Raw genomic sequence first — 7606 nt, forward strand, 5'->3', positions numbered from 1 at the left:
CGGGGGGACTACGCGTCGTCGAGGTCGTTGCGCTCGAGGCGGGAGGTGTTGGCGATGCCGGTGCGGAAGGCGGCGCGCGCGACCATGTGGGCCGACACCGGGGCCGTGACGAGCTGGAACAGGGCGACGAGGGCGATGATCGTCAGGGCGCCGGGGTCGCGGACGCGCAGCGCCAGGCCCGCGAGCACCAGCAGGAGTCCGAGGGTCTGCGGCTTCGTGGCCGCGTGCATGCGGGTCAGCACGTCCGGGAACCGCACCAGGCCGATCGCGGCCACCAGCGCCAGCGCGCTGCCCACCAGCAGCAGCGCCCCCGACGCGACGTCGACGAGCAGGTCGGTCGTCATGCGTCCTCCCGGGGAGCGTCGATGTCGCGGGCGGCGAACCGGGCGATGCTCACCGAGCCCAGGAACCCGACCAGGGCCAGCGCGAGCAGCACGGGCGCCGTGTCGACGTGGCCGGCGATCGCCGCCTCGACGCCGACGGCGGACAGGCAGGCGGCGACGAAGACGTCGGCCGCGACCGTGCGGTCGAGCATCGTCGGCCCGCGGACGATCCGGACCAGGCAGAGGACGCCCGTGACGGCGAGCATCGACGCGCACGCGACGGCGACGGGGATCATCGGGACACCTCCTGCGCGAGGCGGCGGTAGGCGTCGCGCTCGTCCTTCGGCGCCATCGCCTCGACGACGCGTCGCTCCTGCTCGTGGACGCTCGCGACCGCCCGGTCGAGGTGCTCGGGGGAGCGGGCGTCGAGCACGTGCAGGTACAGCGCGGGCTGCTCGGGGTCGAGCTCGACCAGCAGCGACCCGGGCACCAGCGACACCAGCTCGGCCGTGACCGTCACCAGCAGCTCGTTGCGCGTCTCCAGGGGCACCCGCACGACCGCGCTGGGCGGCGGCGCGGCCGGGCGCACGGCCAGCCACGACACCTGCACCGACGCGCGCACGAGGTCGACGACGAAGCGCAGCAGCATCGTCAGGGTCGGCCAGGGCCGCAGCGTCCAGCGCCACGGAGCCTGCGGGAACGGGAACAGCATCAGCACGAGCACCGACGTGAGCACGCCGCCCACGACCAGCGTCGGCGTGATCGCGCCCCACAGCAGCAGCCAGATCGCGGTCAGGCCGACGACGATCCGCCAGCGCGGCATCATCGGTCGCCGCCCAGGACGGCCTGCACGTACGGCGTGCGCTGCAGTAGCTCGTCGGCCGCGGCGTCGGTGACCCGGAACAGCGGACCGGCGAACACCGTGAGCGCGACGGAGGCGACCACGAGGCCCAGGGTCGGCAGGCCCATGCCGAGCGGCAGCCTCTGCTCCTCGGCGACGCGCGCCCACGACGACGTCTGCTGCGTGCGGGTGGACACGTCGCCACCGCCGTGCAGGGCGCCGTGCGACCAGACGTCGGAGCCGTCGTCGACCACCGACTGCGCGAGGTCGTCGTCGACCGGCTGCCAGAAGGCCCGGTTCCAGACCTTGGCGACCGCGTACAGCGTCAGGAGGCTCACCGCGACGCTGGCCACGACGGCCGTCACGGCCAGCCAGTCGCCCGCCTCGATGCCCGCCCGCCCGAGCGCGACCTTGCCGAGGAAGCCGGAGAACGGCGGGATGCCGGCCAGGTTCATGGCGGGCACGAAGACGGCGACGGCGAGGATCGGCGCCGACCGGGCGAGACCACCGAGCCGGTCGAGGTTCGTCGTGCCCGTGCGGTACTCCACGAGCCCGGCCAGCAGGAACAGCGCCGTCTGCACGGTGATGTGGTGCGCGATGTAGTAGACCGCGCCCGACAGCGCGAGCTCCGAGCCGAGGGCCACTCCGAGCAGCATGTAGCCGATGTGGCTCACCAGGGTGAAGGACAGGATGCGCTTGATGTCGGTCTGCGCGACCGCGCCGAGGATGCCGACGACCATCGTCAGGATCGCCATGGTCAGCAGCAACGGTCGCAAGGAGTCGTCGGGGAACAGCAGCGTCTGGGTCCGGACGATCGCGTACACGCCGACCTTGGTCAGCAGGCCCGCGAAGACGGCGGTGACCGGTGCCGGCGCGGTCGGGTAGGAGTCGGGCAGCCAGGCCGACAGCGGGAACACGGCCGCCTTGATGCAGAACACGGTGAGCAGCAGCAGCTGCAGCAGGTGCGCGACCGCGGGGTCGAGGTCGCCGAGCCGCTGCGACAGCTGGGCGAAGTTCACGGTGCCGACCGCGGCGTAGATGCAGGCGATCGCGATGAGGAAGATGATCGACGACAGCAGGCTGACCACGATGTAGACCGTGCCGGCGCGGATCCGTGCCTCCGTGCCGCCGAGCGTGATGAGCACGTAGCTGGCCGCGAGCAGCACCTCGAACCCGACGAACAGGTTGAACAGGTCGGCCGACAGGAACGCGTTCGACACCCCGGCGCTCAGCACGAGGTACGTGGGGTGGAACACCGACAGCGGCGTGTCGCGGCCGTACTCGACGATGCCCTGCCCGAAGGAGTAGAGCAGCACGGCGAGGGTCACCACGGACGAGACGAGCAGCATCAGCGCCGACAGCCGGTCGGCGACGAGGGTGATGCCGATCTCGGGTCCCCAGCCGGCGACGGTCAGCGCCTGCGGACCCTGCGTGTCGGCCCGGTACAGCAGCACCGACGCGGTGGCGACCACGGCCGTCAGGACGGCGACGCTGACGCTGCGCTGGGCGCGCGCGGACCGACCGAGCACGAGGCACAGCCCCGCGCCGAGCAGCGGGAGGAGCACGGGCAGGACGACGAGCTGGGTCATGCGTCGGCACCTTCCTCGTCGGGGACGTCGGTCTCGGGCTCGTCGAAGGAGCTCGACGTCTCGTCGGCCTCCGCGCGCCGCCGGATCAGGTCGTCCTCGACGTCGTCCTTCACGTCGTCGTTGCCCGACAGCTGCCATGAGCGGTAGGCCAGCGCCAGCCCGAACGCGCTCACGCCGAGGGTGATGACGATCGCCGTGAGGGCCATGGCCTGGGGGAGCGGGTCGGTGATGCCGCCGCGGCCGACGATGGGCGGTGCGCCGCTGGGGCCCGACGCCACGAGGAACAGCAGGTTGACCCCGTTGCCGACCATGACGAAGCCGACCAGGATCCGGCTGAGGCTGCGCTCGAGCATGAGCGTGGTGCCGCAGCCGACGAGGACGACGATGGCGAGCACGAGGGCGAGGTCGACGGTCATGCGGGCGCCCCTCCCCGTGAGGGAGCGCTGGTGCACTCCTCGGACAGGCCGGAGTCGGTGTGTCCCTGCTCGCCGTGGCGGTCGATCCCGCCGCCCAGGCTGCGCAGGACGTCGAGCGCCAGGCCGACGACCACGAGGTAGACGCCGACGTCGAACGCGACCGAGGTGACCACGTGCACGTCGCCGAGCAGCGGCACCGGGACGTCGAAGACGCCGCTCTGGAAGGTGTTCGCGCCCACGAGCACCGGCACGATCCCCGACAGCGCCGCGACGGCCAGTCCCGACCCGAGCACCACGCCGGCGTCGACGGGAGCCGCGGCGTCGAGCTCGCGCCGCCCGCCGGCGAGGTAGCGCACCGCGAGCGCGAGGCCCGCGACCAGGCCGCCGGCGAAGCCGCCACCGGGCGTGTAGTGGCCCGTGAACATCAGGTAGACCGAGAAGATCATCAGCACCGGGAACACGGCGCGGGCCACCACCTCGAACACGACGGAGCGGCGCACGTCCTCCAGGGCCACGGCGCCGGGCAGCCAGCCCTGGCGCTCGTCGCTCGGTCCGGGCCGGGCGCGACGCGTCTCGCGGTGGGACTGCGCGCGGTCGGTGATGAGGAAGATGAGGCTCGCGATGCCGGTGGCGGCCACGACGAGCACGGCCAGCTCGCCGAAGGTGTCCCACACGCGGATGTCGACGAGGGTGATGTTGACGATGTTCTCGCCGCCGCCGAACTCGTAGGCCGGTCCCTCGAAGGCACGACCGATGGGCGACGCGGTCCGGGCGTTGGCGGCGACGACCGCGTAGGCGCCGACGGCGAGCCCCGCGGTCGCGCCGATCGCGATGCGAACGCGTCGGGTGACGGTGAAGGGCCGGTCGGAGAAGAACGGGGTGAAGCGACGCAGCACCAGCACGAACGTCACGAGCGCGAAGGTCTCGACGAGCACCTGGGTGAGCGCGAGGTCGGGGGCGCCGTGCAGCACGAAAAGCAGAGCCGTGCCGTAGCCGGTCACGCCCAGCAGGAGCACGGCTCGCAGCCTGCGGCGCGAGCGCACGGTCAGCAGGGCCGCGGCGCACACGAGCGCCACCGTCGCGACCCGCAGGGCGTCGTCGGGGCCGAACGTGCTGCCGTCGCCGACGGAGACGTCGGGCGTGCCCCACGCCCGCACGGCGGCCGTGCCCGGGACGACCACGAGCACCACGAGGACGATGCCCAGGTAGAACGGGAGGGAGCCGCGCTGCGTGAAGCCGGTGACCTCGATGCTCGCGCGGTCGACCCCGCGCACGATCGCGTGGTAGCTGCGCTCGGCGTCGGGCAGGTGCAGCCGCTCGACGAGGGTCGTCTGCAGCCGTGCGACGGGGCGGCGCAGCAGCCAGAGGGCGAGACCGCCGACCACCACGACGACCGACAGCCAGAGGGCCGGGGTGAACCCGTGCCAGAGCGTCAGGACGGGCGCGTGCGCGCCCTCGCCGAACGCGTCGCTGTAGGACTCGATGCGTGGGGTGAGCACCCCGCCCGCGAAGCCTGCCGCCAGGCCGAGGACGGACAGGACGACCGGCGAGGCCTGGAACATCGCTCCGGGCGGGTTCAGCGTCGGGGCCGCGACCTGCTTGGTGCCGAACGTGCCCCACACGAACCGCGCGGTGTAGGCGACGGTCAGCACCGACCCGACCACCAGACCGGCGAGGGCGAGGGTGCCCCAGGCGCCGATGCCGGCGTCGTCCCCGAGGTCGACGAACGCCGCGAGCGCGGCCTCCTTCGTGGTGAACCCGAGGAGCGGGGGCAGGCCCGCCATCGACGCCGCCGCCAGCACGGTGGCCACGAAGAGGACGGGCAGGGAGCGGGCGAGGCCCGTGAGCTCGCGCAGGTCGCGCGTGCCGACGCTGCGGTCGACCACGCCCACCACGAGGAACAGGGTCGACTTGAACAGCGCGTGGCCGAGGACGAGCGACAGGCCGGCGAACGCCGCCGCGCGGGTCCCGGCCCCCGCGACGGCCACCAGGAAGCCGAGCTGGCTCACCGTGCCGTAGGCGAGCAGCAGCTTGATGTCGTGCTGGCGGAGGGCGCGCAGGCCGCCGATGATCATCGTGACGATGCCGAGCGTCAGCAGCACGGGACGCCAGCCCGGGGTGTCGGCGAACGCGGGCGCCATGAGCAGCACGAGGAACACGCCGGCCTTCACCATGGCCGCGGCGTGCAGGTAGGCGCTGACGGGGGTGGGTGCCGCCATGGCGCCCGGGAGCCAGAAGTGGAACGGGGCCAGTGCCGACTTGCTGAGCGCGCCGACGAGGAGCAGCGCGACCGCGGCGGTGACGGCCGGGCCGGACGGCGGGTCGGCGACGACCTCGCTCAGGCGCGGGGTGCCGGTCTGCGCGTGCAGCACGAACAGGCCGACGAGCATCGAGAGCCCGCCGAACGTGGTGACGAGGAGCGCGTTCATCGCGGCGCGACGGTTCGCACGGCGCTCGGGGTTGTGGCCGATGAGCAGGTACGACAGGACGGTCGTCAGCTCCCAGAACACGAACAGCACGTACATGTTGTCCGACAGGACGAGTCCGAGCATCGCGCCCGCGAACGCCGTCAGGACGCCGGAGAAGCGCCAGATCTCGGGGTCGCCGTGGCGGAAGTACCAGCCGCAGTACAGGAGGACGAGCGCGCCGACGCCGGTGACGACCAGCGACATGATCGCGGTGAGCGGGTCGAGCACGAGGTCGACGTCGACACCCAGGCTGGGGATCCACGACCACCGCTCGACGACCGGCGCGCCACCGTCGGTGACGTCGAGCGCCCGGGGCAGCAGCCACAGGAACGAGGCGGCCGGGACGAGGGCCAGCACCACGAACGCGCGGCGGTCGAGCAGCCGGGTGAGGGCGGGGGCCCCCGCTGCGGCGACGAGGTGCAGCGCGAGGAGCCCGATCATTGCTGTGATCCTATCGGGCGGCCCCGTGTGACGGCACGTCGTACCGTACGGGCATGAGCGAGCGTCGGCGAGTGAACGGAGAGACCGTCATGCTGCGCGTCTCGTACCCTGTGCTCTTCCCGGGGCGCGGAGCATGATCGACTGGCGCGTCGCGCGGAGCACGGCGACGACCCTCACCCGTCCCGGCCCCGACCTGACGCCCGGCGAGGCCGACGAGGTCGTGGGCGAGCTGCGCGAGGCGGCGGCACGCTCGGAGGGTCCGGTGCGCGACTTCTCCGACCTGCACGCCCCCGACACGGTGCAGGCGCAGGCGCCGGTCCTCGTCGTCGACCGTCCCCGCTGGATCGAGGCCAACCTGGCCACGTTCGAGGTGCTGATGGACCCGGTCGTGGCCCGGCTCGAGCAGGGCCGCTCCGGCGGCGCGGGCCCGGTCGGCGGGCTGACGCGCGCCGTCGGGAGCCGGGTCAGCGGGGCGGAGGTCGGGGGCCTCGTCGCGCTCCTCTCGGGCAAGGTGCTGGGCCAGTTCGACCCGTTCTGGACCGGTCCGCGGGGCGAGGGCGGCCGTCTCCTGCTCGTGGCGCCGAACATCGTCCAGGTCGAGCGCAGCCTCGACGTCGACCCGCACGACTTCCGGCTCTGGGTCTGCCTGCACGAGGAGACGCACCGCGTGCAGTTCACGGCGGTGCCGTGGATGCGCGACCACCTCCGCACGCTGATCGACGAGCTGACGGAGGCCACCGACCTCGACTCCGAGGCGCTGCAGCGCTTCCTGAGCGAGGGCCTGCCGGAGCTCGTGAAGGTCGTGCGCGGCACCTCGGAGGCCTCGTTGGCCGAGGTGTTCCAGAACGAGCGGCAGAAGGCCGTCGTCGACCGGATCACGGGTGTCATGTCGCTGCTCGAGGGCCACGCCGACGTCGTCATGGACGGGGTCGGCCCCGACGTGATCCCGACCGTCGCCACCATCCGTCGCCGGTTCGACTCGCGGCGCAAGGGCGGCAACGGCGTCGACCGGCTCCTGCGCCGGCTCCTCGGCCTGGAGGGCAAGATGCGTCAGTACCGCGACGGTGCGGTGTTCGTGCGCCAGGTGACCGACCAGGTGGGCCTCGCGGGGTTCAACGCGGTGTGGGAGAAGCCCGAGAACCTGCCCGACCGCTCCGAGATCACCGACCCGGACGCCTGGGTCCGGCGCGTCCACGGCTGACGGGGTCGTCGGGTGAGGCTGCTCGACGCCGAGGCTCGTGGTCGTGCGGGGGTCCGGGCGGTGCTCGCCGACCTCGACGCTGCCGTGCCGGTCGTGCTCGGCGTCTCCGGTGGTGCCGACTCGTTGGCGCTCGCCGCGTGCGCGGCCTTCGTGGCCGACCGCGACCGTCGCCCCGTGCGTGGCGTCGTGGTCGACCACGGCCTGCAGGCCGCGTCGGACGAGGTCGCCGACCGGGCCGCCGACCAGGTCCGCGGGCTCGGGCTGCCGGCCGAGGTGGTCCGGGTGGTCGTCGGGTCCGACGGGGGACCCGAGGGTGCCGCGCGCTCG

8 protein-coding genes are annotated in these 7606 nt (G+C 73.1%); 2 read left to right on the forward strand and 6 right to left on the reverse strand.

The features are described from left to right. Window positions 1-8: 8 nt before the first annotated feature. The 6 genes from mnhG to NH339_RS05470 are packed head-to-tail and all read right to left on the reverse strand — an operon-like array spanning window position 9 to window position 6078. A complete protein-coding gene (gene mnhG, locus NH339_RS05445) occupies window positions 9-344 on the reverse strand; it encodes a monovalent cation/H(+) antiporter subunit G (RefSeq protein ID WP_253023305.1) in 336 nt (111 codons plus the stop codon). Then, window positions 341-619 carry a monovalent cation/H+ antiporter complex subunit F gene (locus NH339_RS05450; protein WP_067854374.1) on the reverse strand — a complete coding sequence of 93 codons (279 nt, stop codon included), beginning with the start codon at window positions 617-619 and terminating at the stop codon, window positions 341-343. Before NH339_RS05450 ends, mnhG begins: the two co-directional genes overlap by 4 nt. Beyond that, window positions 616-1149, reverse strand: a complete 534-nt coding sequence (locus NH339_RS05455) for a Na+/H+ antiporter subunit E (RefSeq protein WP_083516206.1) — start codon at window positions 1147-1149, stop codon at window positions 616-618. Before NH339_RS05455 ends, NH339_RS05450 begins: the two co-directional genes overlap by 4 nt. Next, the gene (locus NH339_RS05460; RefSeq protein ID WP_253023306.1) at window positions 1146-2753 is read right to left on the reverse strand and encodes a Na+/H+ antiporter subunit D; all 1608 of its coding nucleotides are present in this window, start codon (window positions 2751-2753) and stop codon (window positions 1146-1148) included. Before NH339_RS05460 ends, NH339_RS05455 begins: the two co-directional genes overlap by 4 nt. Then, complete coding sequence (locus tag NH339_RS05465) at window positions 2750-3169, reverse strand: Na(+)/H(+) antiporter subunit C (protein WP_067854384.1); 420 nt, start codon at window positions 3167-3169, stop codon at window positions 2750-2752. Before NH339_RS05465 ends, NH339_RS05460 begins: the two co-directional genes overlap by 4 nt. Next, window positions 3166-6078, reverse strand: a complete 2913-nt coding sequence (locus tag NH339_RS05470) for a Na+/H+ antiporter subunit A (RefSeq protein WP_253023307.1) — start codon at window positions 6076-6078, stop codon at window positions 3166-3168. Before NH339_RS05470 ends, NH339_RS05465 begins: the two co-directional genes overlap by 4 nt. A gap of 133 nt (window positions 6079-6211) precedes the next feature. Here NH339_RS05470 and NH339_RS05475 point away from each other — a divergent pair, with 133 nt between their 5' ends. Continuing rightward, on the forward strand, window positions 6212-7279 hold the full coding sequence (locus tag NH339_RS05475; RefSeq protein WP_253023308.1) for a zinc-dependent metalloprotease: 1068 nt from the start codon (window positions 6212-6214) through the stop codon (window positions 7277-7279). 12 nt (window positions 7280-7291) lie between these two features. Further along, a partial coding sequence (locus NH339_RS05480; protein ID WP_308207035.1) for an ATP-binding protein occupies window positions 7292-7606 on the forward strand: 315 nt, incomplete at its 3' end.

Origin of the sequence: Aeromicrobium sp. CnD17-E (genome assembly GCF_024124745.1) — a bacterium.
GTDB lineage: Bacteria > Actinomycetota > Actinomycetes > Propionibacteriales > Nocardioidaceae > Aeromicrobium.